This is a genomic window from Pseudomonas cremoris (genome assembly GCF_014230465.1).
Genome location: NZ_JAAXCY010000012.1, coordinates 55,469 through 79,086, shown reverse-complemented (window position 1 = coordinate 79,086; position 23,618 = coordinate 55,469). Strand labels below are relative to the sequence as shown.

The following is a 23,618-nucleotide window of genomic DNA, read 5'->3' as shown; positions in this document are numbered from 1 at the left end:
GGTTATTCCTCTACCTGGACTTTTTCACCGGGGCGCGCATGTTGCAGGCCTTCGACGACAATGCGGTCACCGGCTTTAAGGCCGCTGCTGACCACCCAGCGGTCTTCGACCACTGCACCCAGTTCAACCGGTTGCTGGCTCACGGTCTGGTCGGCGTCCACCAGCAACACCATCGGGATACCCGCACTGTCACGGGTGATGGCGCGTTGCGGCACGCTGATGCCTTGCTTGTCGACCGCTTGTTCCAGGCGCACCCGCACAAAGCTGCCGGGCAACAGGTCGAGGTCGGGGTTGGGGAATTCGCTGCGCAGGATGATCTGCCCGGTGCCGGGGTCGACGCTGATCTCGGCGAACAGCAGCTTGCCCGGCAGCGGGTACAGGCTGCCGTCGTCCTGGATCAACGTGGCCTTGGCCTGGTCCTGGCCGACCTGTTTCAAGCTGCCAGCGCGAAAGGCACGGCGCAGGTCGTTGAGTTCGCGGGTGGATTGGGTCAGGTCCGCGTGGATCGGGTCCAGTTGCTGGATGATCGCCAGCGGCGTGGCTTCGTTCTGGCCCACCAGTGCACCTTCGGTCACCAGCGCACGGCCAATGCGTCCGGAGATCGGCGCAGTGACGGTGGCGTAGCCCAGGTTCAGCTTGGCGCGTTCGACAGCGGCCTTGTTGGCGGCGACTTCGGCGTTGGTCTGGCGCACGGCGGCGCGGGCGTTATCGTAGTCCTGGCCGCTGATGGCCTTGTCTTCCACCAACTGGCTATAGCGCTGCTCTTGCAGGCGCGCCTGGAACGCATTGGCTTCGGCTTTGCTCAAGTTGGCTTCGGCGCTGTCGAGGTCGGCCTTGAAGGGCGCCGGATCGATACGAAACAGCACGTCGCCCTGTTTCACGTCATGGCCTTCCTTGAATACCCGTTGCATCACCACGCCGGCCACTCGCGCGCGCACCTCGGCGATGCGCGGCGCGGCAATGCGCCCGCTCAGCTCGCTGCTGATGGACAAAGGCTTGGCTTGCAGGGTTTCGATACGGACTTTGGCCAGCGGCGCTTCCGGTGCCTGGGCTGCCGATTTGTCGCAAGCGCTGAGGGCGAGGGTCAGGGCCAGCAGGCAAAACGGCGCAAACAGATTCTTCGACATGCTCTTATCCCAATAATGACTGGCGCATCCTAAAGTCACCTGCGCCTTGGTGCTGTGAAGCTGTGTAGGTGGTGTGTGAAGAAATGTAAGGTGCGGCGCATAGTGCGCCGAGGATGTATATCCTTACAAAAAAACTGCAACACCAAAGATACAATGTGGGAGCGGGCTTGCTCGCGAATGCGCTGGTTCAGTGAACTATGTATCGACTGAAACACCGCATTCGCGAGCAAGCCCGCTCCCACATTGGATTTGTGTACTGCCAATAATTGTATTTTTCTGGAAACACCTTCATGCCCAACATCCTCCTGGTGGAAGACGACGCCGCGCTGTCCGAGCTGATTGCCAGCTATCTGGAACGCAATGGCTACCACGTCAGCGTGCTCAGCCGTGGCGATCACGTACGCGAACGCGCGCGGCTCAACCCGCCGGACCTGGTGATTCTCGATTTGATGCTGCCGGGGCTCGACGGCCTGCAGGTGTGCCGTCTATTGCGTGCAGATTCGGCGGGCTTGCCGATCCTGATGCTCACTGCCCGCGACGACAGCCACGACCAGGTGCTGGGCCTGGAAATGGGCGCCGACGACTATGTCACCAAGCCCTGCGAGCCACGCGTGTTGCTGGCGCGGGTGCGCACGCTGTTGCGCCGCAGCAGCTTGTCCGAACCTCAGGTGGCCAACGACCAGATCATCATGGGTAACCTGTGCATCGACTTGTCCGAGCGCACAGTGACCTGGCGCGAGCAGCCGGTGGAACTGTCCAGCGGCGAATACAACCTGCTGGTGGTACTGGCGCGGCATGCCGGCGAAGTGCTCAGCCGCGACCAGATCCTGCAACGGTTGCGCGGTATCGAGTTCAACGGCACCGACCGCTCGGTGGACGTGGCCATTTCCAAGCTGCGCCGCAAGTTCGACGACAACGCCGGCGAGGCGCGCAAGATCAAGACCGTGTGGGGCAAGGGCTACCTGTTCAGCCGCTCCGAGTGGGAATGCTGATCGATGTTTCGTGTACTGCTGCGCCTCTACCTGATCACCATCATCACCTACAGTGCGGCGATTTTCCTGATCCCCAAGTTGGTGATCCAGCTGTTTGAACACCGTTACCTGGACTACAACGTCGAGCAATCGCGGGGCATGCAGAAGCTGATCGTCAAGCAATACCAGCGTGCGCCAGTGTCGCGGTGGTCACAGGTTACCGAGCAGTTGAGCCAGGATTTTGCCCCGCTCAAAGTGCAACTGCTGCTGCGCCAGGACGCCAGCTATACACCGCACGAAGAACAACTGCTGGCCCAAGGCAAATCAGTGATTCGCCTGGGGGAGTGGGGGTGGGCAGAGGACATCAGCTCGCCGATCAACGAGCAGTTCGTGGTCAAGCTGACCGTGCCACCGGACCCACTGGACATGAACCTGTTGTACTGGTCGATGAACGTGCTGATCGGTGCGGCGTTGCTCGCGTGTCTGCTGGTGTGGTTGCGCCCCCACTGGCGTGACCTGGAGCGTCTCAAGAGCACGGCCGCGCAATTGGGCCGAGGCAATCTGGAGGCGCGCACGCAGATTCCGCCCAGCTCGAACATTGGCAGCCTGGCGTCGGTGTTCGACACCATGGCCGACGATATCGAGACGCTGCTCAACCAGCAGCGCGACCTGCTCAATGCAGTGTCCCATGAGTTGCGCACGCCCCTGACGCGCCTGGATTTCGGCCTGGCGCTGGCGCTGTCCGAAGACTTGCCGCAGGCCAGCCGCGAGCGCCTGCAAAGCCTGGTGGCGCATATTCGCGAGTTGGATGAGCTGGTGCTGGAGTTGTTGTCTTACAGCCGCTTGCAAAACCCGGCGCAACTTCCAGAGCGGGTTGAAGTGGTGCTCGATGAGTTTATCGACAGCGTGCTCGGCAGTGTCGACGATGAGCTGGAACACCCCGAGATCGTCATCGATGTGGCGCTGGACTGCGCCGTCGAACGCTTCAGCCTCGATCCACGCCTGACCGCCCGCGCCCTGCAGAACCTGCTGCGCAACGCCACGCGTTATTGCGACAAGCGCATCCAGGTGGGGGTCCAGGTCGGCGCCCAGGGGTGTGAAATCTGGGTGGACGATGACGGCATCGGCATTCCGCTGGATCAGCGCGAGCGTATCTTCGAACCGTTCTACCGCCTTGATCGCAGCCGTGACCGGGCCACTGGCGGTTTCGGCCTGGGCCTGGCCATCAGCCGACGCGCCCTGGAGGCCCAGGGCGGTACGTTGACAGCCTTGGCGTCGCCGCTGGGCGGTGCGCGTTTCCGGGTGTGGTTGCCCAACGTCGGTTGATCACAGCACCTTGACCGCTCGGCCGATGGCCTGGATCGGCCCAGTAGGTTTTCCGGTGGGTGAGCCGCGCGGGTCTTCCAGGGTCAGCTCGAACAATTGGTTCGGCGTGAGTGGCGGCAGTTTATCCAGCGGCACCGACAACGTCTGCCCAGGCTTGACCAACCCGAGAGACACCGGGCCCTGCCAGCCATCACCCTTGGTCCAGAACTGCAAGGCTTTGTCGGCCGGGACTTCCATCACCCCCAATGGGATCAACTGGATCTGCTGATGGTTACTGGCCTGGATCACCCAGCCGGGCGCCTTGTCCTGTGGCGCGACCAGCACCACCACAAAGCTGGGTTCGGTTGTGGGTGGACGGGTCAGCAATAGCGCGGCCAGCACCAGTGTCGTTAGCAGCCCGGCGCCGGCCAGGCCACGCCAAACGGCCAGCAGGTCCCACCAGGGTGTGCTGCGGGCGCTGGCGGTGCTGTGTTCGATGCGTCGCCACAGTTGCGCCGACGGCGGCACGGGTTCGGCCAGCGCGGTCAGCGGTAGCAGCCGCTGTTCCCAGGCGTCAACCGCTGCACGTAGCTCGGCGTCATGCTGGAGGCGTTGCTCCACCTCGTTGCGTTGTTCGGCGGGCAGGGTGCCCAAGACGTATTCGCTGGCCAGTTCGTCAAGTGTTTCACTCATGCCATGCACTCCCGCAGCGCGGCGAGGCTACGTTTGATCCAGGCTTTGACGGTCCCCAGTGGGGTGCCCAGTTTCAACGCGATTTCGCTGTGGGAATAACCGTCGACATACGCATGCAGGATGCACGTGCGACGAGCCGGGTCGAGCTGCTCCAGGCAGGTGTGGACCTGCCCGGTGCGCGCGCTGAATTCAAAGGTGTCGGTGGCGCCTTGTTCGTGCTGGTCGTCCAACGGCACTTCGCGGTACCCGTTGCGCACAAGGTTGAGCGCCAGGTGGCGGGTCACGCTGAAAACCCAGCCACGGGCCGAGCCGCGACTGGGGTCAAAACTGCCGGCACCGCGCCAGATCTTGATAAACGCGTCATGCACGATATCTTCGGCCAGGGCCCTGTCCCGGGCGATACGCAAGGCCACGCCGAGCAGATGGCTGCTTTCCTGCTCATATAAACGGCGCAAGGCCTGTTGATCGCCACGGGCACACGCCAGCAAACAGGCTTCATAATCAAACACGCACATCCCCCAAAGACCAACGCACCCCAGGAGGGTAGCCGACTTTGCTCAGTTGGCGGCCCAGAAGATGTAGTCAGCCTGGTATTTCACCACTTCCTGCTTGCCCTTGTTGGCCACGGTGCAGGCGCTGCTCGGTGCAACACCGCCCTTGAGCGCAACCCGCTGGACATAACTCACGCCACTCATCGCCCCCTTGCCTTCAGCCGGGTTGGCCTTGACCAGTTGATAGGGCAGGTTGCCCGGGCTAGACGGCGCCACGGCCAATTGAGTACCGGTGATTTTCGAGCCGTCCTTGGCCTCCCAGGTGGCCGGCGGGCCAAAGTAGGTACCTACTGGCTTGCCGCTGCGGTCATTCAACACAGCTTTCGGGCCGACAAAGGTCCACTCGGTCTGGCCAGCGGCGTTGGCCTTGTCACGGCATTCGTAGGTGATTTCGCCGACGCCGGTGGTTTCCAGTGTGACCTTGTGCCCGTCAGGCACCTTGATGTTGTCGGGCAAGCCGGTCTGGGCAAACGCTGCGGGTGCAGCAGCGAGCAGGGCGGTGAGGCAGAACAGTGCTTTAGCGTTCATGGGTGTTGCTCCATTTCAGTAAAACAGCGGGATAACTGAAAGGACTACCCCGCGCGCGCGGGATTGGATGCACCGATTAGAAAATAAATCTGTGAGGGCGCACACTGTGCCCCCGCTTTACCCGAGGAGAGATTGGCAATGACCGGTGTTCATACGTCTGCTCAACAAGGTTTCTCGACCCAGGCCGTGACCTACGCCCAAGGCCGGCCGGATTACCCCCGGCAACTCACTGGCTGGCTCACCGACACGCTGCGCATTGATGCGCAATCAACGATCATCGACCTGGGGGCTGGCACCGGCAAGTTCACCCGCCTGCTCAGCACCCTGGCGCCGACCTTGATTGCCGTCGAGCCGGTGACGCAGATGGGCGCGCAGTTGACCCGGTTGCTGCCGGATGTGCGCTTGCTTGAGGGTACCGCCGAAGCAATTCCCCTGCCGCCTGCCAGTGCCGATGCACTGGTCTGCGCGCAAGCCTTCCATTGGTTCTCCACCGAGGCTGCGCTCGCGGAAATCCACCGCGTACTCAAACCCGATGGGCGCCTGGGGTTGGTGTGGAACGTGCGTGATGAATCAGTGGGGTGGGTGGCGGCGATCACCGAGATCATCACGCCCTATGAAGGTGATACGCCGCGTTTTCATACCGGGCGTTGGCGCGAGGCCTTCACGGGCCAATATTTTTCTGACCCTGAAATGACGTGTTTTCCTTATCACCATGTGGGCAGCCCACAGGAGGTGATCATGGATCGCTTTCTCTCGGTGAGCTTCATTGCCGCGCTGCCGGCTGCGCAAAAAGCCACGGTTACCGCGCAATTGCAGGCGCTTATCGATACCCACCCGGAGTTGCGCGGGCGTGACACCGTGGCGTTTCCGTATCAGACCCAGGCTTATGTTTGTCAGCGACTGACGTAAAAGGCATAAAGTCAGATCATATTGATATAAGTCGTTATAAGAAAAATCGCTATCCTGCGGCCAGAAATTTATAAGGCCGCAGGTAGCAGTAATGGATGTGGGTAACGTTGGTTTTGTAGTTGCGGGCCTGATCGTTGGTTTTATCGTGGGCATGACCGGTGTGGGTGGGGGGTCGTTGATGACCCCGATCCTGTTGTGGTTCGGCATCAACCCGGCCACCGCCGTGGGCACTGACCTGTTGTACGCCGCCATCACCAAGTCCGGTGGGGTGCTGGTACACAGCAAGAACAAGAATATCGACTGGACCATCACCGGCTGGCTGACCCTGGGCAGCGTGCCCGCCGTGCTGCTGACCCTGTGGTTCCTCGCCAGCCTGCACACCGACCCCAGCGCAATGAACGCGGTGATCAAGCAGGCCCTCGGTGTGGTGCTGCTGCTGACGGCGTTGGCCATTCTGTTCAAGAAAAGCCTGTTGGCCTTCGCCCAGCGCCATGCCGGCGATGACTACCACATGAGCCCGCGTAACTTGAATGCGCTGACCGTGGTGACTGGTGCGATCCTCGGCACCATGGTCGCGCTGACCTCCATCGGCGCCGGCGCCCTCGGCACCGTGGCGTTGTTTATCCTGTACCCGTTCCTGGCCACCCGCCGCCTGGTCGGCACCGAAATCGCCCACGCGGTGCCACTGACGCTGGTGGCGGGCCTGGGCCACGCCAGCATGGGGAATATGGATTGGCACCTGTTGGGCTTTTTGCTGATGGGTTCGTTGCCGGGCATCTACCTCGGCAGCCACATGACCGGCAAAGTCCCGGACGGTGTGTTGCGTCCGTGCCTGGCGATCATGTTGATGACCATTGGCTACAAACTCGCCTTTTAAGGCTGTACACCGTTCAAATGTGGGAGCGGGCTTGCTCGCGAAGGCGGTGGTTCAGTCGAAATATCCTTCACTGATACACCGCTTTCGCGAGCAAGCCCGCTCCCACATTTATAACCGCTACCGTCCTTAAGCTTTTGCTGGACCATTACCGATCTGCCACACAAACGGCGGTTCGGCAGCATTGATCACCCAATCCCCGACAATGCGCGCCTTGTAGATCACCGGATTATGCGACGACACGGTCCGCGCATTGCGCCAGTGTCGGTCGAGGGATTTGCCCTGACGCACATCCGAGGCTCCCAATGCGTTGAACAGTTCGGTGGTGGCACGCTGGATCAACTCCGACACCACCACCTGCGCCGTGGCCGATTCAATTTCTGCGGCCACGTTGGCTTCACGCTCAACCGCCTCATCCCCACCAAATCGCGCCACGTACGCCCGTTGTGCCGGCTCCGTTGCCTTCAACGCGCTGGCTTGCGCGGCATAGACCAGTGCGGCGACTTCGCCCACCACTTGTTGGATCTGCGCATCCTGGCTGACATGCGAGGCATTGCCATGGCTGTAGATGCGTTTGCGGCTGCGCACCTCGTGCGCCACGTCCCTTACGGCTGCACGACCGATACCTGCCAGGCTCGCCAGCAGCACCAACTGGTAGAACGCGGTCTGGTATTTGAAGCGGGTGGCAAAGTCGATCACGTTTTCTGCTTCCACCACTGCGTCGGTAAAACGCGAGGTGCCGCTGCCGGTGGTGCGCTGGCCGAAACCGTCCCAGTCATCGCTGAGCACCACTCCAGGCTGGCGCGCGCGGGTTGCGGCAATGACATCGCCGCCGGTGTCGCTACGCTGGGCGTAGACGTCGATCCAATCAGCAAAAATGCTGCCGGTGCTGTAGAACTTTTCACCGTTGAGTGTCCATTGGTCGCCGTCAGGGCTGACCTGAGTCACCACATCGCCGATCGCGACATTACCGATCTCGGTCCAGGCGCAGCCGACAATGTCGCCGTCAACGAAACGCTTGAACCACAGGTCGCGACCGGCGCTTGGTAGCGCATTCAGGCGGTCTTCGACAAAGGCAAAGTGCCCGCGCAGGGCCTGGGGGATGTTGGAGTCCGCTTCGGCCAACTCGATCAACAGTTCAAACAGCTGGGGCAGCGAGGCGCCGCCGCCACCGTATTCCACCGGCACCCGCACCGCGCCGAAGCCTGCCTCTTTAAGCCACTGGATGGGCTCGTGGGGCAGGGCGCGGGTTTGTTCGCGTTCTAACGCGCCATCGGCGATACGCTGGAATATCGGCCGGAAACGCGCAGCCAGTGCGGGGTAGTCGACGCCGGTGGACAGCGGGTTGATGACGTGGTGTTCGGTCATGGGTGACGGCTCCTGGGCAGTGATCAATGACAGGCGCTATTGCACGGTCCGTGCCGGGAGCCCGAGGCCCTGTTTACGGGGGATTCACCCTGTCAGCTGTTGCCTGGGCAACAGTGGATGGACAAACCGACGCAATCCACGACATTTGCGCTCGCGGCTTTATGGGGGCGGTTCTTCTCGGCGGGCCCCGTGGCGTGGGCGTTTGCCCCGCGCTGGCACACTTGCTGCTCAAGCACCCCGTACATTCCTTATGTGTGAGGTACCGTCCGATGAGTCAGCAGCCCGTGAAATTTGCCTATTGGGTGCCCAACGTCAGCGGTGGGTTGGTGGTCAGCAAGATCGAGCAGCGCACCCACTGGGGCATCGACTACAACCGCAAACTGGCCCAACTGGCCGAAGCCGCGGGCTTTGAGTACGGGCTCACCCAGATCCGCTTCACCGCCGGCTATGGCGCCGAAAACCAGCATGAGTCCGTGGCGTTCAGCCATGCACTGCTGGCGGCAACCACCACGCTCAAGGTGATCGCGGCGATCCTGCCCGGCCCCTGGAAACCAGCGCTGGCAGCCAAGCAACTGGCAACTATCGACCAGCTCACCAATGGCCGTATCGCGGTGAATATCGTCAGCGGTTGGTTCAAGGGTGAGTTCCAAGCCATCGGCGAACACTGGCTGGAACACGACGAGCGCTATCGGCGCTCCGAGGAATTCATCCGCGCCCTCAAAGGCATCTGGACCCAAGACGATTTCACCTTCAAGGGCGACTTCTACCGCTTCAACAACTACACCCTCAAACCCAAGCCCATTGGCCAGCCGGAAGTGTTCCAGGGCGGCAGCTCGCGTGCGGCACGGGACATGGCCGCACGGGTGTCCGACTGGTACTTCACCAACGGCAACACCCCCGAAGGCATCAAGGCCCAGGTCGACGACATCCGCGCCAAGGCGGCGGCGAACAACCATTCGGTCAAAGTCGGCGTCAACGCGTTTGTAATCGCCCGCGACACCGAAGAAGAAGCCCGCGCCGTACTCGCGGAGATCATCGACAAAGCCGACCCGGAAGCCGTGAATGCATTCGGCGACGCCGCCAAACAGGCGGGCAAGGCGTCACCTGAAGGCGAGGGCAACTGGGCCAAGTCCAGTTTCGAAGACCTGGTGCAGTACAACGACGGCTTCAAGACAAACCTGATCGGCACGCCGCAACAGATCGCCGAGCGCATCGTCGCGCTCAAGGCCGTGGGCGTGGACCTGGTGCTGGCGGGCTTCCTGCATTTCCAGGAAGAAGTGGAGTACTTCGGCAAGCGTGTATTGCCGTTGGTGCGTGAACTGGAAGCCAAGGCCGCGATCAAGCAGGTGGCTTGAACAGCACCACCGCCGCGCGCAGCTTGTTGTTGCCAAACCGGCACATGCGCTCGAACTCCCCATGGCTGACCGGCAGGTGCTGGCAGTCGAGGGGCTGGCGGTGCTGGCTGTGGTCCACGTCGGGGTCGTGCAGGTAGACAAAGTCGTCGTCGCAGTCGGTGACTATCACCCAATGTGGCGATTTTGAGCGCGTGAGGCGGTAGCTGCTGATCAATACCAGCGGCTGTCCGCCGTCCTGTAGCACTTGGGGCAGGTCCAATGCGCCGCCGAGTATTTGCTCGACATCGCTGCCCGCCAGCTCCTCTTCGAAGGCCTCGTGCACCACACGTATCACCTCCTTTTTATGCTGATCGCGCACGCCATCGAGAAACAATGGCCCGCGCACATTCACTTGCATGCGTACCTCAAACCCTCGGCGCCAAGCCGCCAACGCCAAGCCTTGCGGGCTGCAACCGCCATGGCCGGCGGTCATGAATACGGTGGTGGCTTCACGCCAGATCTGCAGCTCTTCGCGGCGCAATGTCGCGCGGTCAGGCACCAGAGCACCCATGGCCATCAACAGGCACGCGGCGCCGCAGGTGAAGTCGGTGGTCTGTTGGTAATACGGCACGCTTTGCGGACGCGCCACCTGGTGCTGCAGGATGCGTTTTTCCAGGCGCAGGGCGGCGGTGTGGTCTTCGTAGTAGTCGTTGATCAGGGCGAAGCGACGGTAGCCATTGCGCTCGTACAGGGCCAGGGCGCCGGGGTTGTCGGTGCGGACCTCCAGGCGCAGGTAGGCGCAATCGTGGTCCAGGGCGATGGCTTCGATGCGGCTGAGCAACTGCTTGCCCAGGCCCATCCCCCGTGCGTGCTCGGCGATGGCGATGGAATACAGGCGCGCCAACGAGGTGCCGCGATGGAACAGCGCCAGCGCATAGCCGAGCAATTGCCCGTCATTGTCCGCCACCAGCAACTGGCCGTGGGCGCGGCTGACCATCCACTGAAAGCTGCGGGTGGAGAGCCGGTCTGTGGTGAAACAGTGTTGTTCCAGTGCCACCAATTCAGGCACATCGCTGAGGGTTGCAACGCGAAAGAAAAGAGCCATATGACCGCCGTAAAAGTTGCGTAATGAAACGGGACTTCTCTAAAAGATCGTGCTTAATAGAAAAGGTCGAGTTCTCTAAAGCGGATCAAATATTATGTCGGCGGTTCAAGGTCATTGGCGTGAAGTATCCGAGCAAACCGTCGCGGCGACAATAACTTCCAAAGGTTATTTTTCTGCGCCGCCCCGAAGTTCAAGTCAAGTGGTGATCATTGTCGAGCGCAAGGAAGATTGGGCCTCCTACTTCCCCAGTGAAGACATCGTGACCGCCCAGGAATACCTGGAACAGACCCGGGAAAGCGAGAGTGGCAAGCGTGTGCAGGTGATCAACCTGTGTCGCAGCTACAAGTACCTTGGGCACGGCTACTACTGCTCGCTGCTGGCCGAAGCGCGTGGGCACAAGGTGATTCCGTCGGTGCGCACCATCAGCGAGTTGACCAAAAAATCGCTGTACGGGCTGGCCCTGGATGACCTGGATAAAACCCTCGATAAAGCCTTGAGTCATCACCTTTACAGTAATACCGAAGGCTTTACCCTGACACTTTATTTTGGCCGAACCAATATAGAGCCGTTGCAGGATTTGGCCCGTCAGTTATTTGAAACGTTCCCGTGTCCGATCCTGTTAGTTGAGTTCAGGAAGAATAACGGCTGGCACATCGAAGGCGTTAAGTCGGGGGTGTTGCACAAGTTGCGTGATGATCAGGAAGATCAATTCGCCCACGCCCTCGATAACTTCAGTCGCAAGATCTGGCGCCAACCGCGCTCACGCCGCCTGGCCCGTTATGACCTGGCAATCCTGCACGATCCCCAGGAGCAACTGCCGCCGTCCAACGCCAAGGCCCTGGAAAATTTCGTACGGGTCGGCAAGGGCTTGGGCATCGATGTGGAACTGATCGAACGCAAGGACTACGCCCGATTGGCCGAATACGACGCCTTGCTGATCCGCGAGACCACCAGCGTCGACAACCACACCTACCGCTTTGCCAAGAAAGCCGAAAGCGAAGGGCTGGTGGTGATGGACGACCCAGCGTCGATTTTGCGCTGCACCAACAAGGTCTACCTCACCGACTTGCTCAACAGCCATCAACTGGGTATGCCCGCTACCGAGATTCTCTACAAGGAGCGCCCGGAAGATTTCGAACGGGTTGGCGAGCGCCTGGGGTTTCCGCTGGTGTTGAAAATCCCCGACGGCTGTTTCTCCCGTGGCGTGATCAAGGTGGAAAGCCAGGAAGCGTTGCTCAAGGCCACCGCCGAGTTGTTCGAGCATTCGGTGCTGTTGCTGGCGCAGGAATTTTTCTACACCGAGTACGACTGGCGTATCGGCGTGCTCAACCGTAAGCCGATCTTTGCCTGCCAATACTTCATGTCCAAGGGCCATTGGCAGATCTACAACCATAAGGCGATCGGCCAGGACATCAACGGCGAATGCCGTACGCTGGCCGTCCACGAAGCACCCAAGGCCGTAGTTGAATTAGCGGTGAAGACCGCCAACTTGATCGGCGACGGCCTCTACGGCGTGGACCTCAAGCAATCCGGCGACAAGGTGGTGGTGATTGAGGTCAACGACAACCCCAACATGGATGCAGGGATTGAGGATGCCTACCTGCAAGACGACCTGTATGCACTGGTGCTGGAAGAGTTCGTACGGCGCCTGGAACTCAAACGCCAAGGCCAGGTTTGGTAACTGGACGAGCAGACGCTGAGGATCAAGTGTGGGCGCTGGCTATGGTTTGCAGCGTCAGCACCTCAAAACCCTGCGCCGTCACCGCCACGGTATGTTCCCACTGCGCCGACAGGCTGTTGTCCTCTGTCACGACCGTCCAGCCATCCTTGAGGCTGCGCACTTTGGAGCTGCCTTGGTTGAGCATCGGTTCAACGGTAAACACCATGCCTTCGCGCAGTTCGAGCCCGGTACCGGGACGGCCGAAGTGCAGCACCTGGGGTTCTTCGTGCATCTGTCGGCCGATGCCGTGGCCGCAGTATTCACGCACCACACTGTAGCCATTGGCTTGCGCGTGGCTCTGGATCGCATGGCCGATATCTCCCAGGCGTGCGCCGGGCTTGACCTGGCGGATACCGGCCCACATCGCTTCGAAGGTCTGCTCGACCAGGCGGCGAGCCTTGGGCGCGACGGTGCCGATCATGTACATCTTGCTGGAGTCGGCGATGTAGCCGCCTTTTTCCAGGGTAATGTCGATGTTGATGATGTCGCCGTCTTTCAGCACTTCCTTCGCGCTGGGCATGCCGTGGCACACCACCTCATTGATCGAGGTGTTGATCGAGAAGGGGTAGTCATATTGGCCCAGGCTGGCGGGGCGGGCCTTGAGGTCATTGCGGATGAACGCTTCGACGGCGCTGTCCAGCTCCAGGGTAGAGCGGCCGGCGGCCACAAAACCGTCGAGCATGGTGAACACTTGGGCGAGCAGGCGCCCGGATTCGCGCATCACGGCGAGTTGTTCGGCAGTCTTGATCATCAGCTGCGCCCCCGGATCAGGTCGGGTTTGTCGAGCAACAGTTTGTTGATCAATTCGTTATAGGGCAGGCTGGGGTTCAGCTCGGCGAGCAGGCCGATCTTGATCCAGAATTCGGCCTGGGCGTTGATGGAACGGTCCATCGTGGCGCTGGCCAGGCGCAATTGTTCATGCAGTTGGTCGGTGATCTTGACGATGCCCATGGGATTCACTGTGGGATGTTGATATACAAAGCGTATACGTTTCATATATTCAGCGTGAACCCCCAGCCGCTAAATGGCGCTTGGCCATTGACTTGCCCGCCAATCGCCGGTTAATTTCGTGACATGACATTTCAAGCATTCCGTAGCCAGCCGAGCATTATTACCGCCATTCCTCATTTGGCGGGATAGCACACGGCTGCACCCAAACCCGCCCTAGAGGCGGGTTTTGTTTTTCCGTCTCCAGCGCCCTTTACACGAAGCCAGGAGACACCCATGAGCACCTGTCCCACGCCCCGAACCGCCGGCACGGAACTGCTTGAACACTATGTGAAAAAGATCCTCGCTGCGCCGGTGTATGACCTGGCGGTGCGTACGCCCCTGCAAGCGGCGCCGGCGTTGTCGGCCTTGCTGGGCAACACGCTGCTGCTCAAGCGTGAAGACCTGCAACCGACGTTTTCCTTCAAGATTCGCGGCGCTTACAACAAGCTGGTGCAGCTCAGTGAAGCCGAAAAAGCCCGGGGCGTGGTCACCGCCTCAGCGGGCAACCATGCCCAAGGCGTGGCGCTGGCGGCGCGGGAATTGGGGATCAAGGCACGTATCGTCATGCCGTGCAGCACTCCGGAACTGAAGGTATTGGGTGTGCGTTCCCGTGGCGCCGAAGCCGTGTTGCGCGGGGAGAGTTTCCCGTTTGCCCTGGCCCATGCATTGCAACTGGCGCAGACATCCGGGTGTACCTTCGTGTCGCCTTTCGACGACCCGGACGTGATCGCCGGCCAGGGCACCGTGGCCATGGAAATCCTGCGCCAACAGCAGGGGCCACTGGATGCGATCTTCGTGCCGGTGGGTGGCGGCGGGCTGATCGCGGGAATCACCGCTTACGTCAAATACCTGCGCCCCGAAGTGCGCATCATCGGTGTCGAACCCGAAGGCTCCAGTTGTCTGCTGGCGGCAATGCGCGCTGGCGAGCGCGTGGTGTTGGCGAGTGTCGATGGGTTTGCCGATGGCACGGCGGTCGCGCAGATCGGCGCGTATGGCTTTGAAATCTGTCGCGACTGGGTGGATGAAGTGGTGACCGTGAGCAACGACGAACTGTGCAGCGCCATTAAGCTGATCTACGACGACACGCGGTCTATCACCGAGCCCTCCGGCGCGTTGGCGGTAGCGGGCATTCGTAAGTACGTGGCACGTGAAGGTGTTCATGGGCAGACCTTGGTAGCGGTGAATTCCGGTGCCAATATCAATTTTGATAGTTTGCGACATGTTGCTGAAAGAGTCGCAGCCAGTGCAGGGTTAAACGTTTAATCCCGGCTGTTCGACGAGGATTTACTCATTGGATGTTTGAAGCGTCGTTAGATATATAACAAGCGCAGCGACTTATGAGGAAAGGTTACAACGACATCGAATTTTGCCGAGTAGGCTGGTTGTTGCGAGCGTCTTCCAAGGCTGGCAAGACGCGGTGGGCAAGTGCCCGCCAGACCCACAAAAATCGATTGGCAGTCTCATGAAAGGAGAGGTCGGCCATGCTTTCGGAACTAGAACTACGCGGCATAATTGAAACCAGTTTCTTGCCCAAACGGTGCGAGTGCACCAAAGCCGAAGATGCTTCGTTGACGATCAAGGTGTATGACGACCGCGACCGTGACCGAGTGGATTTGGAAGTCAAAGGTATAAACGCCGATAAACTCGACAGCAGTCGAGCCATTTGCAACCTGATCACCGGGTTGCGTGAAGACCTCAAGCACACCCATGCCCCCGCCCTGCGAAGAGCGGCAGGGCGAGCCTACTACTAGGCCGAAGCTTGAGTTTGAGTGACCGAAGACCTGTGGGCCTGGATAAACGCCAGGCCCAATACGGTTTCTGTTGCCACCGCCAGTAGAATGCCGGGGCCGGCATTGCCATTGATCCACTCACCGAACCCCAAGACAGCCAGAACCAGGCAACCGGCGATAAATCCGGTGGTCATGGCGCGTCGTGCGTCGGAGGGAGGCGTGTGGCGGGCGCGGTAGAACATGATGCCGATGGCCAGGAACAGTGCAGCGTTGCGCCTAGCGACCAAGCCCGTGGCGCTTGAGTATTCCACGCTCCACATCCATAGCAGCCAGTCGGGACGCAGGCCCCACACCAGGGCGAGGGCGAAGCAGAGCAGGGCAGTAAAGAGGGCGAGCGTATGAAAGCGCATTGCGGGGCGAATCCTTTCAGCCGTTTGACAAGCGTGCAAGGATACCGCGTGCGCAGTCATTGCGCTGCCCTTTGTCAGCACCGTTTTCAGTTCTGAAACAGGCAGGCGTCAGACAGCTTTTTATAGCTCACGTGCTGCACTTCCCCGGCCTTGTCCACGAACTTGATATCAGCCTGGATCACCTTGCATTCACTGGTTTGTGGCTCGTTCATGGCGATCACCTTATGGACATCCATAGGCATGCCATAGCGATAAGGCACGGGCTTAGATTCGGCGATTGCCATTCCCGACAGGGAGCTAAAGGCCAGGGCGCATCCATGCAAGCATAGGCTTTGCAGTTTCATGTGGGTTCTCCGTCAGTGGTCTGGTTCATCGATGTGATGAAGCAGTGGCCGCACCTTCCGCCGGGAGCGGAAGAAGTGCGGTCGAACTCACTGTTGGCTTTTGACCTTAACTGTTGATTAATTAAGGCTTTTTCGGAAAAGTCCTACATGTTTGATGATGGCTTTCCCAAGGAGTTCTCTGGGTTTACTACCGGTTCAATTCTGGAAGTCACACGCTTCAGACATCTTGCGATAGCTGACGTCTTCAACTTTGCCCGCCTTGTCCACGAACTTGATATCCGCATTGATGACTTTGCAATCATTGGTCTGGGCTTCATTCATCGAAATGACTTTGGCGATATTCATCGGCATACCGTATTGGTAAGGCACGGGTTTGATGTTGGTCTGTTGGCTGTCGGCCTGGGCCAGGCCCGAGATTGCTGCAAGGGCCAGTGCGCCGCCAAGCATTAAAGTGCGCAGTTTCATGAGGGTGCTCCGCAAGTGGGTACAACTTCACTGTCGACTTGCGGGATTAACCATCGATTAATTTTTTCCTGGCTGACAAAACCTTCATAAACGCGGCGTTCAGTCCAACTGACGACGATACGGCAAGTCCGGTCCGGTCTTGGTGCACGTCAGTGCGGCGGCGCGGACCGCGAAGGCCAGCATGGCGTCGATCTGCGCCCGCGTGAGCTGTTGCAGGCCGCCCACTGAGTCAAGCTGTTGCTCGGTCAGCCAGGCAATCAATGCGGCCTGGAAGGTGTCGCCAGCGCCGACGGTATCCGCCATCACTACCTTGACCGCCGATGCAGACCAACTGCCATGTTGGCGGCTGAACACGGTGGCGCCGTCGCCACCGCGGGTGAGGAACACCAATTGGCAACGGTGTTGCAGCCAGCCCTGCAGCACGCTCTCCGGCGCTTGGTCGGGGTAGAGCAAGTGCAAGTCTTCGTCGCTGACCTTGATCAGGTCGGCATGCTGCACCAACTGGGCGACGCGGTCGCGCCACAACTGGATATCCGGCTGCGGGTTCAGGCGCACGTTGGGGTCGAGGCTGATCAGGCGCTTGCCGCTTTCACGCTGGACCAGGGTGAGCAGGGTGTCGCCAACCGGCTGTACCACCAGGGAGAACGAGCCGATATGCAGGCCGCGAATGTCATCGCCCAGTTCGGGCAGGTGGGCGACTTCCAGCAGCCGGTCGGCGCAGCCTTCACCGCGAAAGCTGTACTGCGGTGACCCATTTGCGCCCACGGCAACCATCGACAGGGTGGTGGGCGCGGCGAATTCCACCAGGAACCGTTCGCTCACGCCTTCATCCTTTAATACCTGCAACAGGCGGCGTCCCAGGTAGTCGGTCGACAAGCCACCCAACAGCCCGGCCTCAATACCCAGGCGGCGCAAGCCCACCGCCACGTTGAACGGCGAACCGCCGGCAATCGCTTTGTAATTGACCTTGGAAGCCTGCCCGCTGGCATCTTCCTCGCTGAAAAAATCGAACAGCGCTTCACCACACACCAGATACATAGTCGTTCGCTCTTAAAGGGTTGCCACAAGCTGCTGATAGCGCTCGTAAGCCTGTTGATAGGCGCCGACGCTGGCCGCCACCGGCAGGGTCCGGCTGGCCGGGTCGACGCTCACGCATTTGTCGCACAGGCTGGCCAGAGACTCGCCGGACTGGCTCCACGCCGCCTGGATTGCCGCGCCCAGGGCAGCAGCTTCGCTTTGTTCGGTGCAGATCACTTCGGTGTTCATGATATCGGCGACCATCTGGCGCCACACTGGGCTTTTCGAGCCGCCGCCGATGAGCCGGATACTCTGGCTCTGCAAACCTGTTTGGCGCAGCAGGTCGAGGCCGTAGCGCAGGCCAAAGGTCGTGCCTTCGACCACGGCGCGGCACAGGTTGGCGCGGCTCAGGTTGGTCATGGTCAGGCCGTGCACGCTGCCGGTGGCGTGGGGCAGGGCGGGTACGCGCTCGCCGTTGAGGAAGGGCAGCATGCTTACGCCTTCGGCACCGATGGGTGCCTGGTCGACCAGTGCGTTGAAGGCGTCAAGGTCCAGCTCGAACAGCTCGCGGATCACCCCGGTGGCGTTGGTCAGGTTCATGGTGCAGATCAATGGCACCCAGCCGCCACTGGATGAGCAGAACGTCGCGACCGACGCTTGGGGGCTGACGTTGGGTTGATCGGAAAACGCATAGACGGTGCCCGATGAGCCCAAGCTCATGGTGATCACGCCCGGTGCGATATTGCCGGTGCCGATGGCGCCCATCATGTTGTCGCCGCCACCGCTGGCGACGATCGCGTTGGGGTTGACGCCTAAGCGTTCGGCGATGGCCGGCAGGAGCGTGCCGACACTTTGATGCGCCTCGATCAGTTGCGGCAGCGCTGCCTCAAGGCGACCGCTGGGGTCGATGTGCTTGAGCAGGTCCACATCCCATTCACGCGTGCGGACGTTGAAGTAACCCGTGCCCGAGGCATCGCCGTACTCGGCGACGGCGCGGCCGGTGAGCCAGTAGTTGAGGTAGTCGTGGGGCAGCAGGATATGCGCAATGCGCGCAAAAACGTCGGGGTGTTGTTCGCGGGTCCAGAGCAGCTTGGACACGGTATACCCCGGAGCAATCGCTACACCGAGGCGTTCCAGCGAACCGCTTTCGCCGCCCAGGTGTTGCAGCAGGCGGTCGTTCTCGGGGGCGGTCTCGGTGTCGCACCACAGTTTGGCTGGGCGCAACACCTGGCCCTGTTCATCCAGCAGCACCAAGCCATGTTGCTGGCCGGAAACACCGATGCCGAGGATGTCCTGGCCGTCGACGCCCGCCTGTTGCAGGGCGCGGTGGGTGGCCTCGGTAAAGGCATCCAGCCATTCCTGGGTGTATTGCTCGCGACGGCCGTTGGCGCCGCTGATCAGGGTGTGCGCGGCAGCGCCCAGGCCCAGTACCTTGCCGCTGGTGGCGTCGAGGACGATGGCTTTTGTGCCTTGGGTGCCGCAGTCGATGCCGAGGAACAGGTTTTGCTGGGTCATGAGGGTTTGCTCAGCAGTATTATTTTATGGACTGATAACCCGATCAAAATGTGGGAGCGGGCTTGCTCGCGAAGGCGGTGGTTCAGTTACCGATGTGTCGCCTGACACACCGCCTTCGCGAGCAAGCCCGCTCCCACAGTTTTAAACCAGTTTTTTCAGGAGGATTTGCAGGGTTTGGGTCACACCCTTGTCGCGCAAGCTCACAAAACACCGCTCAAACGCTGCCACAAACTCAGCCGACTGGGGAATAGCCGTGCCAAAAATTTCCTCCACCCCCAGCAACCGTTTGCTGATCAACGCGTCATCACTCACCAGCCCCTGGCAAAACTCCGCTCGCGGGTCCGGGATCTTGTAGCTCACGCCATTCTCATCCACGCCCTTCAAGTACAGCGCCCAGGCAGCCACCACCAGCGCTGCACGCTCTGTCTCGCGGCCATCGGCAATCAACCGGTTGATCGTCGGCACCGTGAACTTGGGAAACTTCGACGAACCATCGGAACATACGCGCTCCAACTGATCGGCAATCGCCTGGTTGGAGAAGCGATCCACCAGCGTCTGCTTGTAGTCCGTCAGGTCGATACCCGGCACCGGCGCCAAGTTCGGTGTGACGTCCAGGTCCATGTAGGCACGCATATACGCCACGAACACCGGGTCGTTCATGGTTTCGTGCACAAACCGGTAACCCTTGAGGAACCCCAGATAGGTCAGCGCCAGATGACTGCCGTTGAGCAGGCCGATCTTCATTTCTTCATAGGGCGTAACGTCGTCGGTGAATTGCACGCCGACGTTTTCCCACGCCGGGCGTCCGTTGACGAACTTGTCTTCCAGCACCCACTGCACAAAGGGTTCGCACACCACCGGCCAGGCATCGTCGATGCCGTGTTCGTCGTGCAATTGCAGGCGGTGGGCGGTGCTGGTCATGGGCGTGATGCGGTCGACCATGGCATTCGGGAAGCTTACATTGGCCTTGATCCAGTCATGCAGTTCGGCGTTGTGCAGGGCGGCGAACGCCAACAGCGCCTTGCGCGTCACGGCGCCGTTGTGCGGCAGGTTATCGCAGGACATCACGGTAAATGCCGGGGTGCCGGCGGCGCGGCGTTGGGTGAGGGCTGCGCAGATAAAACCGAACACGGTCTTGGGGGCCCTGGGGTGCGCCAGGTCGTGCTGGATCTGCGGCAGGTGGGCCATGAACTCACCGTTGCTGTCGTCGATGCAGTAGCCACCCTCGGTGATGGTCAGCGAGACGATGCGGATGTCGGGGCTGGCGAGTTTGTCGATCAACGCTTGCGCGCTGTCTTCGGCCAGCAGCATGTCGCTGATCGAGCCGATCACGCGCACTTCGGTGTCGTCGGTATCGCCCAGTTCAAACAGGGTGAACAGGTAGTCCTGGCCCGCCAGGTCGTCGCGGGCCTTGCGGTCTTCGCTGCGCAGGCCGACGCCGCAGATGCTCCAGTTCAGGCCGACACCGGTATTCATCAGCGCATCGGTGTAATACGCCTGGTGCGCACGGTGGAAACCACCGACGCCGATATGGGCAATGCCCTGGCGAGTGTCGGCAATCGCGTAGGCCGGCAGCTTCACTTCCGGCGCCAGTTGGGTGAGGTTCTGTTTATTCAGTTTCATCAGCAAACTCTCGCGAAATCAGGCGGCAGCGCGCAGTGGGCGGGTCACGGCTTTGCCTTCGGTGTCGAACAGATGGCAGTGCGCCGGGTCCAGGTGCAGCTGCAGCGTCTCGCCATATTGGCTGGCCATATCGCCGCGAATCCGCATGGTCAGCGGCTCGCCGTTGGCGGTGATGACGTGGCAGAAGGTGTCGCTGCCCAGGCGCTCGCCAACGTCGGCGGTGACGGTCAGGTTGGTCTGCCCAGGGCTAGCGATTTCCAGGTGTTCCGGGCGAATGCCCAAGGTCACCGCGCTGCCGACGCTCAAGGTGGCACCGCTTAGCGGCAGGCTGACGGTGGTGCCAGCGTCCAGTTGAACTTCGCAGCTTTGGCTGTCGACACGCGTCACCTTGCCCTTGAGGAAGCCCATCTTCGGCGTTCCGAGAAAACCCGCCACAAACAGGTTGGCTGGCTGGTGGTAAAGCTCCAGCGGCGACCCGACCTGTTCAATACGACCGCTGTTGAGTACCACCACCTTGTCGGCCAGGGTCATGGCTTCGACCTGGTCGTGGGTCACGTAGATCATGGTGGCTTGCAGTTCTTTATGCAGGCGCGCCAGTTCCAGGCGCATCTGCACGCGCAAGGCGGCGTCAAGGTTGGAGAGGGGCTCGTCGAACAGGAAGATCTTCGGGTTGCGCACAATGGCGCGGCCAATCGCGACACGCTGGCGCTGGCCGCCGGACAACTGCTTGGGCTTGCGCTCAAGCAGCGGCCCCAGTTCCAGGATGCGCGCCGCTTCGCTGACCTTGCTCTCGACCAGCTTCTTGTCGACACCGGCCAGGTCCAGGGCGAACGACATGTTTTTGCGTACGCTCATGTGCGGGTACAGCGCATAGGTCTGGAACACCATCGCCAGGTCGCGCTTGGCCGGGGTCACTTCGGTGATGTCGCGGCCATCGAGCTCGATGGTGCCTTCGCTGACTTCTTCCAGGCCGGCGATCAGGCGAAGCAGGGTGGACTTGCCGCAGCCCGACGGGCCGACAAAGACCACGAATTCCTTGTCGTTCACCTCAAGGTCGATGCCCTTGATGATCGAGAAGCCTTCGAAGCCTTTTTGCAGATTCTTGATTTTCAGGTTGGCCATGATGGGCCTCCACTTGGAATTATTATTTAACGGCGCCGAAGGACAAACCGCGTACCAGCTGTTTCTGGCTGATCCAGCCAAAGATCAGGATCGGCGCGCAGGCCAGGGTCGAGACGGCAGACAATTTGGCCCAGAACAACCCTTCGGGGCTGGAGTAGGAGGCGATCAGCGCGGTCAGCGGCGCGGCGTTGGACGAGGTCAGGTTCAACGACCAGAACGCCTCGTTCCAGCACAGGATCAGCGACAGCAACACCGTGGACGCCAGGCCACCCTTGGCAATTGGCAGCAGCACGCGAACCATCTCCTGCCACAGCGTGGCGCCATCCAGGCGGGCGGCTTCGAGGATGTCCTTGGGGATGTCCTTGAAGTAGGTGTAAACCATCCACACCACGATCGGCAGGTTGATCAGGGTGTAGATGATGATCAGCGCGATGCGCGTATCGAGCAGGCCAAAGCTCTTGGCCAGCAGGTAGATCGGCATCAGTACACCCACCGGCGGCAGCATCTTGGTGGACAGCATCCACAGCAGCGTGCCCTTAGTACGTTGGGTTTCGTAGAACGCCATGGAGTAGGCGGCCGGTACCGAGATCAGCAGGCACAGGGCCGTTGCACTGAACGAAATCACCACCGAGTTCCAGGCGTAGGCAAAGTAATTGCTGCGCTCGTTGATATGCAGGTAGTTCTCCAGCGTCGGCGTGAAGATGAACTGCGGCGGCGTGGCGAACGCATCGATTTCGGTCTTGAAGCTGGTCAGCACCATCCAGAAGATCGGGAAGAAAATCAGGATCGCGATGGCCCAGGCCAACGTGCCGAGCAACAGGCTTTGCAGGCGGCGAGATTGTTGAAGCGTCATGGCGCGGCCCTCAAGGCTTGTCAGTCAGGTTTTTGCCGATCATCCGCACCAGGATGATCGCCGCGATATTGGCGATGACCACGGCAATCAAGCCGCCGGCCGAGGCCATGCCCACGTCGAACTGCACCAGCGCCTGGTTGTAGATCAGGTACGCCAGGTTGGTTGAGGCGTAGCCCGGGCCACCGTTGGTGGTGGTAAAGATTTCGGCAAATACCGAGAGCAGAAAGATCGTTTCGATCATCACCACCACGGCAATCGGGCGAGCCAGGTGGGGCAGGGTGAGGTGCCAGAAGATCGCGATGGCGCCGGCACCGTCGAGGCGCGCGGCTTCCTTTTGTTCCTGGTCGAGGGACTGCATGGCGGTCATCAGCAGCAAGATGGCAAAGGGCAGCCATTGCCACGACACAATGATGATGATCGACAGCAGTGGATAGTGCGCCAGCCAGTCCACAGGCTCGGCGCCAAACAGCTTCCACACGGCGGCGAGAACCCCGGACACTGGGTGGAAAATCAGGTTTTTCCAGATCAGCGCACCGACGGTGGGCATGATGAAAAACGGTGAAATCAACAACACCCGCACCAGGCCGCGACCGAAGAACTCACTGGCCTCCAGCAGCGCGCTGATCAATACGCCAAACACCACGCTGATCAGCAACACGCTGCCCACCAGCAACAGGGTGTTGGTGGCACCCGGCAGGAAGCCCGAGTCAGTGATGAAGTAGGTGAAGTTCTCCAGCCCCACGAATTGGTTTTCGCCAGGGTAGAGCAGGTTGTAGCGGATCAAGGAGAAGTACAGCGTCATGCCCAGTGGCACGATCATCCACAGCAGCAGCAAGGCCACCGAGGGGCTGACAAGGAACCAGCCGGGGTTGGCCAGGCGGTTTTTGCGCGGCTTGTGCGGCACGGCGGTTTGCACTTGGGCAGTGTTGGTATTCATAGGATCAGAACCAGTCAGGTACATGCAGAACTAGAATCGAAGCGCGGTCAGTGTGGGAGCGGGCTTGCTCGCGAATACGGAGTGTCAGTCACTGAAGTATTCACTGGAAGACCGCATTCGCGAGCAA

25 protein-coding genes are annotated in these 23,618 nt (G+C 60.6%); 8 read left to right on the top strand and 17 right to left on the bottom strand.

Going from position 1 to position 23,618, the window contains the following annotated elements; genetic code table 11:
- Positions 1-2: 2 nt before the first annotated feature.
- The gene (locus HF257_RS26510) at positions 3-1,127 is read right to left on the bottom strand and encodes an efflux RND transporter periplasmic adaptor subunit (RefSeq protein WP_185709055.1); all 1,125 of its coding nucleotides are present in this window, start codon (positions 1,125-1,127) and stop codon (positions 3-5) included.
- A 290-nt stretch (positions 1,128-1,417) separates the two neighbouring features.
- Here HF257_RS26510 and HF257_RS26505 point away from each other — a divergent pair, with 290 nt between their 5' ends.
- Positions 1,418-2,119: a response regulator transcription factor gene (locus HF257_RS26505; protein ID WP_010210801.1), complete on the top strand. Its 702-nt coding sequence runs from the start codon at positions 1,418-1,420 to the stop codon at positions 2,117-2,119.
- 3 nt (positions 2,120-2,122) lie between these two features.
- On the top strand, positions 2,123-3,424 hold the full coding sequence (locus tag HF257_RS26500) for an ATP-binding protein (protein WP_185709056.1): 1,302 nt from the start codon (positions 2,123-2,125) through the stop codon (positions 3,422-3,424).
- On the opposite strand, the gene HF257_RS26495 is transcribed toward HF257_RS26500, so the two are convergent.
- From HF257_RS26495 to HF257_RS26485, 3 genes are read right to left on the bottom strand one after another with little or no spacing between them, the layout of a single operon-like run.
- On the bottom strand, positions 3,425-4,096 hold the full coding sequence (locus HF257_RS26495; protein ID WP_185709057.1) for an anti-sigma factor: 672 nt from the start codon (positions 4,094-4,096) through the stop codon (positions 3,425-3,427).
- Positions 4,093-4,611: a sigma-70 family RNA polymerase sigma factor gene (locus HF257_RS26490; RefSeq protein WP_185709058.1), complete on the bottom strand. Its 519-nt coding sequence runs from the start codon at positions 4,609-4,611 to the stop codon at positions 4,093-4,095. The genes HF257_RS26495 and HF257_RS26490 overlap by 4 nt, the downstream gene beginning before the upstream one ends.
- Before the next feature lie 42 nt (positions 4,612-4,653).
- Positions 4,654-5,175: a DUF3455 domain-containing protein gene (locus HF257_RS26485; RefSeq protein WP_185709059.1), complete on the bottom strand. Its 522-nt coding sequence runs from the start codon at positions 5,173-5,175 to the stop codon at positions 4,654-4,656.
- Between the two features lie 138 nt (positions 5,176-5,313).
- Here HF257_RS26485 and HF257_RS26480 point away from each other — a divergent pair, with 138 nt between their 5' ends.
- Together HF257_RS26480 and HF257_RS26475 are read left to right on the top strand one after the other, a co-directional pair.
- Positions 5,314-6,084 carry a class I SAM-dependent methyltransferase gene (locus HF257_RS26480; RefSeq protein ID WP_185709060.1) on the top strand — a complete coding sequence of 257 codons (771 nt, stop codon included), beginning with the start codon at positions 5,314-5,316 and terminating at the stop codon, positions 6,082-6,084.
- Positions 6,085-6,175: 91 nt separating this feature from the next.
- Positions 6,176-6,961 (top strand): sulfite exporter TauE/SafE family protein, encoded by a 786-nt coding sequence (locus HF257_RS26475; protein ID WP_185709061.1) that lies wholly within the window; start codon positions 6,176-6,178, stop codon positions 6,959-6,961.
- A 126-nt stretch (positions 6,962-7,087) separates the two neighbouring features.
- Here the strand turns inward: HF257_RS26475 and HF257_RS26470 are convergent, their stop codons facing one another.
- Positions 7,088-8,326, bottom strand: a complete 1,239-nt coding sequence (locus HF257_RS26470) for an acyl-CoA dehydrogenase family protein (RefSeq protein WP_185709062.1) — start codon at positions 8,324-8,326, stop codon at positions 7,088-7,090.
- 269 nt (positions 8,327-8,595) lie between these two features.
- Between HF257_RS26470 and sfnG the strand changes: the two genes are divergently transcribed.
- On the top strand, positions 8,596-9,681 hold the full coding sequence (gene sfnG, locus HF257_RS26465; protein ID WP_185709063.1) for a dimethylsulfone monooxygenase SfnG: 1,086 nt from the start codon (positions 8,596-8,598) through the stop codon (positions 9,679-9,681).
- Here the strand turns inward: sfnG and HF257_RS26460 are convergent.
- Positions 9,665-10,765 carry a peptidase C39 family protein gene (locus HF257_RS26460; protein ID WP_185709064.1) on the bottom strand — a complete coding sequence of 367 codons (1,101 nt, stop codon included), beginning with the start codon at positions 10,763-10,765 and terminating at the stop codon, positions 9,665-9,667. The two genes, sfnG and HF257_RS26460, sit on opposite strands and share 17 nt — an antisense overlap.
- A 94-nt stretch (positions 10,766-10,859) precedes the next feature.
- On the opposite strand from HF257_RS26460, the gene HF257_RS26455 reads away from it, so the two are divergent.
- Positions 10,860-12,446, top strand: coding sequence for a RimK family protein (locus HF257_RS26455; protein ID WP_198914039.1), 1,587 nt, complete (start codon positions 10,860-10,862; stop codon positions 12,444-12,446).
- 22 nt (positions 12,447-12,468) lie between these two features.
- On the opposite strand, the gene map is transcribed toward HF257_RS26455, so the two are convergent.
- Both map and HF257_RS26445 read right to left on the bottom strand, forming a co-directional pair.
- Complete coding sequence (map, locus tag HF257_RS26450; protein WP_185709065.1) at positions 12,469-13,236, bottom strand: type I methionyl aminopeptidase; 768 nt, start codon at positions 13,234-13,236, stop codon at positions 12,469-12,471.
- The gene (locus HF257_RS26445; protein WP_150762133.1) at positions 13,236-13,436 is read right to left on the bottom strand and encodes a ParD-like family protein; all 201 of its coding nucleotides are present in this window, start codon (positions 13,434-13,436) and stop codon (positions 13,236-13,238) included. The genes map and HF257_RS26445 overlap by 1 nt, the downstream gene beginning before the upstream one ends.
- A gap of 273 nt (positions 13,437-13,709) precedes the next feature.
- On the opposite strand from HF257_RS26445, the gene ilvA reads away from it, so the two are divergent.
- Together ilvA and HF257_RS26435 are read left to right on the top strand one after the other, a co-directional pair.
- The gene (gene ilvA, locus HF257_RS26440) at positions 13,710-14,738 is read left to right on the top strand and encodes a threonine ammonia-lyase, biosynthetic (protein WP_185709066.1); all 1,029 of its coding nucleotides are present in this window, start codon (positions 13,710-13,712) and stop codon (positions 14,736-14,738) included.
- Between the two features lie 218 nt (positions 14,739-14,956).
- A complete protein-coding gene (locus tag HF257_RS26435) occupies positions 14,957-15,226 on the top strand; it encodes a DUF1652 domain-containing protein (RefSeq protein WP_185709067.1) in 270 nt (89 codons plus the stop codon).
- Here the strand turns inward: HF257_RS26435 and HF257_RS26430 are convergent.
- The 9 genes from HF257_RS26430 to HF257_RS26390 all read right to left on the bottom strand — a co-directional run bounded on the left by HF257_RS26430 (position 15,223) and on the right by HF257_RS26390 (position 23,491).
- Positions 15,223-15,615: a hypothetical protein gene (locus tag HF257_RS26430; RefSeq protein WP_185709068.1), complete on the bottom strand. Its 393-nt coding sequence runs from the start codon at positions 15,613-15,615 to the stop codon at positions 15,223-15,225. The genes HF257_RS26435 and HF257_RS26430 overlap by 4 nt on opposite strands.
- Before the next feature lie 86 nt (positions 15,616-15,701).
- Entirely contained in the window at positions 15,702-15,959 is a 258-nt protein-coding gene (locus tag HF257_RS26425) for a DUF2790 domain-containing protein (RefSeq protein ID WP_185709069.1), read from the bottom strand.
- Between the two features lie 195 nt (positions 15,960-16,154).
- Positions 16,155-16,424 carry a DUF2790 domain-containing protein gene (locus HF257_RS26420; RefSeq protein WP_185709070.1) on the bottom strand — a complete coding sequence of 90 codons (270 nt, stop codon included), beginning with the start codon at positions 16,422-16,424 and terminating at the stop codon, positions 16,155-16,157.
- 99 nt (positions 16,425-16,523) lie between these two features.
- A complete protein-coding gene (locus HF257_RS26415) occupies positions 16,524-17,462 on the bottom strand; it encodes a carbohydrate kinase family protein (RefSeq protein ID WP_185709071.1) in 939 nt (312 codons plus the stop codon).
- A 12-nt stretch (positions 17,463-17,474) separates the two neighbouring features.
- Positions 17,475-18,956 (bottom strand): xylulokinase, encoded by a 1,482-nt coding sequence (gene xylB, locus HF257_RS26410; protein ID WP_185709072.1) that lies wholly within the window; start codon positions 18,954-18,956, stop codon positions 17,475-17,477.
- A gap of 141 nt (positions 18,957-19,097) precedes the next feature.
- Positions 19,098-20,579 (bottom strand): mannitol dehydrogenase family protein, encoded by a 1,482-nt coding sequence (locus tag HF257_RS26405; protein ID WP_185709073.1) that lies wholly within the window; start codon positions 20,577-20,579, stop codon positions 19,098-19,100.
- A gap of 18 nt (positions 20,580-20,597) precedes the next feature.
- Entirely contained in the window at positions 20,598-21,701 is a 1,104-nt protein-coding gene (locus HF257_RS26400) for an ABC transporter ATP-binding protein (RefSeq protein ID WP_185709074.1), read from the bottom strand.
- A 22-nt stretch (positions 21,702-21,723) separates the two neighbouring features.
- Positions 21,724-22,554 carry a carbohydrate ABC transporter permease gene (locus tag HF257_RS26395; protein ID WP_016968929.1) on the bottom strand — a complete coding sequence of 277 codons (831 nt, stop codon included), beginning with the start codon at positions 22,552-22,554 and terminating at the stop codon, positions 21,724-21,726.
- A gap of 10 nt (positions 22,555-22,564) precedes the next feature.
- Positions 22,565-23,491, bottom strand: coding sequence for a carbohydrate ABC transporter permease (locus tag HF257_RS26390; protein ID WP_185709075.1), 927 nt, complete (start codon positions 23,489-23,491; stop codon positions 22,565-22,567).
- Positions 23,492-23,618: the final 127 nt, after the last annotated feature.

Excerpts from the sequence above, each read along its gene's own strand:
- HF257_RS26510 (WP_185709055.1), bottom strand. The coding sequence starts at position 1,127 with ATGTCGAAGAATCTGTTTGCGCCGTTTTGCCTGCTGGCCCTGACCCTC.
- HF257_RS26505 (WP_010210801.1), top strand. The coding sequence starts at position 1,418 with ATGCCCAACATCCTCCTGGTGGAAGACGACGCCGCGCTGTCCGAGCTG.
- HF257_RS26500 (WP_185709056.1), top strand. The coding sequence starts at position 2,123 with ATGTTTCGTGTACTGCTGCGCCTCTACCTGATCACCATCATCACCTAC.
- HF257_RS26495 (WP_185709057.1), bottom strand. The coding sequence starts at position 4,096 with ATGAGTGAAACACTTGACGAACTGGCCAGCGAATACGTCTTGGGCACC.
- HF257_RS26490 (WP_185709058.1), bottom strand. The coding sequence starts at position 4,611 with ATGTGCGTGTTTGATTATGAAGCCTGTTTGCTGGCGTGTGCCCGTGGC.
- HF257_RS26485 (WP_185709059.1), bottom strand. The coding sequence starts at position 5,175 with ATGAACGCTAAAGCACTGTTCTGCCTCACCGCCCTGCTCGCTGCTGCA.
- HF257_RS26480 (WP_185709060.1), top strand. The coding sequence starts at position 5,314 with ATGACCGGTGTTCATACGTCTGCTCAACAAGGTTTCTCGACCCAGGCC.
- HF257_RS26475 (WP_185709061.1), top strand. The coding sequence starts at position 6,176 with ATGGATGTGGGTAACGTTGGTTTTGTAGTTGCGGGCCTGATCGTTGGT.
- HF257_RS26470 (WP_185709062.1), bottom strand. The coding sequence starts at position 8,326 with ATGACCGAACACCACGTCATCAACCCGCTGTCCACCGGCGTCGACTAC.
- sfnG (WP_185709063.1), top strand. The coding sequence starts at position 8,596 with ATGAGTCAGCAGCCCGTGAAATTTGCCTATTGGGTGCCCAACGTCAGC.
- HF257_RS26460 (WP_185709064.1), bottom strand. The coding sequence starts at position 10,765 with ATGGCTCTTTTCTTTCGCGTTGCAACCCTCAGCGATGTGCCTGAATTG.
- HF257_RS26455 (WP_198914039.1), top strand. The coding sequence starts at position 10,860 with ATGTCGGCGGTTCAAGGTCATTGGCGTGAAGTATCCGAGCAAACCGTC.
- map (WP_185709065.1), bottom strand. The coding sequence starts at position 13,236 with ATGATCAAGACTGCCGAACAACTCGCCGTGATGCGCGAATCCGGGCGC.
- HF257_RS26445 (WP_150762133.1), bottom strand. The coding sequence starts at position 13,436 with ATGGGCATCGTCAAGATCACCGACCAACTGCATGAACAATTGCGCCTG.
- ilvA (WP_185709066.1), top strand. The coding sequence starts at position 13,710 with ATGAGCACCTGTCCCACGCCCCGAACCGCCGGCACGGAACTGCTTGAA.
- HF257_RS26435 (WP_185709067.1), top strand. The coding sequence starts at position 14,957 with ATGCTTTCGGAACTAGAACTACGCGGCATAATTGAAACCAGTTTCTTG.
- HF257_RS26430 (WP_185709068.1), bottom strand. The coding sequence starts at position 15,615 with ATGCGCTTTCATACGCTCGCCCTCTTTACTGCCCTGCTCTGCTTCGCC.
- HF257_RS26425 (WP_185709069.1), bottom strand. The coding sequence starts at position 15,959 with ATGAAACTGCAAAGCCTATGCTTGCATGGATGCGCCCTGGCCTTTAGC.
- HF257_RS26420 (WP_185709070.1), bottom strand. The coding sequence starts at position 16,424 with ATGAAACTGCGCACTTTAATGCTTGGCGGCGCACTGGCCCTTGCAGCA.
- HF257_RS26415 (WP_185709071.1), bottom strand. The coding sequence starts at position 17,462 with ATGTATCTGGTGTGTGGTGAAGCGCTGTTCGATTTTTTCAGCGAGGAA.
- xylB (WP_185709072.1), bottom strand. The coding sequence starts at position 18,956 with ATGACCCAGCAAAACCTGTTCCTCGGCATCGACTGCGGCACCCAAGGC.
- HF257_RS26405 (WP_185709073.1), bottom strand. The coding sequence starts at position 20,579 with ATGAAACTGAATAAACAGAACCTCACCCAACTGGCGCCGGAAGTGAAG.
- HF257_RS26400 (WP_185709074.1), bottom strand. The coding sequence starts at position 21,701 with ATGGCCAACCTGAAAATCAAGAATCTGCAAAAAGGCTTCGAAGGCTTC.
- HF257_RS26395 (WP_016968929.1), bottom strand. The coding sequence starts at position 22,554 with ATGACGCTTCAACAATCTCGCCGCCTGCAAAGCCTGTTGCTCGGCACG.
- HF257_RS26390 (WP_185709075.1), bottom strand. The coding sequence starts at position 23,491 with ATGAATACCAACACTGCCCAAGTGCAAACCGCCGTGCCGCACAAGCCG.